Annotated in this window: 3 protein-coding genes; all 3 read right to left on the reverse strand. The window is 35.7% G+C overall.

The genetic code is table 11. The annotated features are described in order from the left end of the window. Nucleotides 1–88: 88 nt before the first annotated feature. Nucleotides 89–622 (reverse strand): hypothetical protein, encoded by a 534-nt coding sequence (locus HMPREF2871_RS09260; RefSeq protein WP_004521124.1) that lies wholly within the window; start codon nucleotides 620–622, stop codon nucleotides 89–91. A 332-nt stretch (nucleotides 623–954) separates the two neighbouring features. After that, a complete protein-coding gene (locus HMPREF2871_RS09265) occupies nucleotides 955–1,539 on the reverse strand; it encodes a hypothetical protein (protein ID WP_004521126.1) in 585 nt (194 codons plus the stop codon). Between the two features lie 18 nt (nucleotides 1,540–1,557). Then, nucleotides 1,558–2,369: RHS repeat domain-containing protein (locus tag HMPREF2871_RS12155; protein ID WP_283116826.1), on the reverse strand; the 812-nt coding region annotated here is incomplete at its 5' end.

A 2,369-nucleotide genomic window follows, 5' to 3' on the forward strand; every position in this document is an offset into this window, starting at 1 on the left:
GCACACCCCCTACGTCAGGGCTGAAGGTTTTGTGTAGGCTGCGGCTTACCCTACATCGGAATTGGAAGTTTCATTTGCTACAGTTCGATTACACCTCGATAAAACATTCAAAAAAATCAAAGTGATTTTTATCAAATGCAATTAATAACTTGCCTTCAGGAATTTTTTTCCCTGTCATACCTCCTATACAAATCCCGAGATTCTTAAAAAGAATATATTTTTTTCCTTCGATAAATTCTGAATCGATGGCTTTAAGGTCTTCGATTGAATTTTTAAATATATCAATATCTCCTAATATGGGATTAGAATCTTTTAAGCAATATCCATAAACCAATTTATCGTTTTCATAAACTAACTCACAAGCATTCCTATATTCCACCTTATTATTCATAATATTATCTTCAACCATTCTTGCTGGTTTTCCATATTTTTCTTGTACGTCCTCAAGAGAAGTACCAAATACAAAATCACCAATTGATTCATATGGCTTAATCAAGTAGGTCATATTAACCCTTTCTAATATATTTACATTAATAAAATAGGAACATTTACCAATAATTCTACGCAGTCTTGCTGCCTGTTTCCTAGAAATTAATCCCTGCCGTTTAGTATCTGAAATCATTCTCCCACATGATTTTATATACGCCTTTTATTCTATTTCAAAGGCAGCAGTATGATATGAAAACCCTTTCGTGCGCAGAATTTTGACAAAATAAGATGAAGGTTGTCTGAAAGTTAGTTTTCAGACAACCTCTATGTTAACTGCCAATGAGATTGTTAAAGAACAAATGGTTCAGACGACCTCAAAGAAGATAGTGAGGTCGTCTGAAAAACAGAAACTGCGTGCATGCAACATACACTCTACGTCAGGACTGAAGGCTTTGTCCGAGCTACGGCTTGCTAGAATTTAACGTTTCATGTGGAAGATGACTTACTATATGATTAAATATTTGTTTAAGTCGTTTGTACGAAGAATAATCCACCCGATAGATCTCGATTTATAAAAATATATCCTATGTTCTCAGTTAAATAAAAAATTTCATTTACTTCTTTAGGTAGATCCATTCCTAAGATTTGACCTATGAAAATATATTTTTCTAGAAAATCATCACCTTCTTGTTGTAAATATTCAGGTTGTCCTCCTAAAAAACTCATTTCATCTAAATTCTCAATAGGATTAATTGGATAAAATTCATCTAGGTTAAACTTGAACTGACTTTTATCTCCGACGATAACTTTCGTGTATCCTTGAATAGCATCGTCAATTTCAGTAATGTAGTCAAGAAAATAATCTTCTTTATCATAATAAGAAAAAACGTAAATTGCTTTATCTTTATATTCCTTCCCCTGAAAATCTGTTTTAAATTGAGGTGCAATAGTTAATAAATTCTCAATCGGTATGAAAGCGATCAATGCTAACTCATGACCATCTGGCGCTATCACTTTATTTGAATAGTCTAAATCTAGCCCAACTAATATATCATTTATATTGGACTTACTATCTAAAAAGTTAAAATTAACGTATCCATTTTTTTTCATTTAAATTCTCCTAAAAATTTAAGGACATTTCTTACCTGTTTTTTTCAATTTTCTAAGAAATTTTTTAGCTTCTTTTCTTAATCGTTTTCTTTGAGCTTTAGGAGTTCCCGTTTTTCTCAATCCTCCTTGAGCAATATCAATCTCTCGATGTAAATCAGTATGCATTTGATTTCTACCCAAACCATAATGAGAACGCCTAATCTCTGCTTCATGGTAATGAGTGCCACCAATCCCTCTAGTATCTTTTGCTGGCCCTCTTGTATGATGATCCAAATCTAAAGCAATAGCTGGATTCTGGCTTAATCGATTATTTTTAGTTGTATAACCATTTTGAACTAATGCTTCATGCCTAATTAACTCATGGGCTTGTAAGCCATCTCCAACATGAGTACTACTATTAAGACTCCCATAGGTACCTATATCAAATAAATTAGCTAGCCCTAAAGGATCAACCCAAGCCTGTGTACTTGGCGCAAAAGCATACAGATTATCCCCACCCAACAGCCCAATCGGATCCTGATTCACAAACCGCCCGGCCTCAGGCTCGTAATACCGCATCAGGTTGTAATGCAGTCCGGTCTCTTCATCGAAGTATTGGTTTTGCAATCTGAACGGCTGGTGCGCATTCTTGTAAACCCGCTCGTCCTTTTTCAGACGGCCCCAGGCGGTGTATTCGCCGTACCATAAGAGATTGCCGTGGATGTCAGTCATTTCCCTCGGTATGCTGATTTGATCATTGTGGAAATAGGCGAGGTATTGTTTGCTGTCTTTGGCGTTGTCAAAGATTTGCGCCAGCGGTTCGTAGCTGTCTTGGTCGGTGTAGATATAGG

It is taken from the genome of Neisseria sp. HMSC067G12 (genome assembly GCF_001812725.1).
Lineage (GTDB): Bacteria > Pseudomonadota > Gammaproteobacteria > Burkholderiales > Neisseriaceae > Neisseria > Neisseria perflava.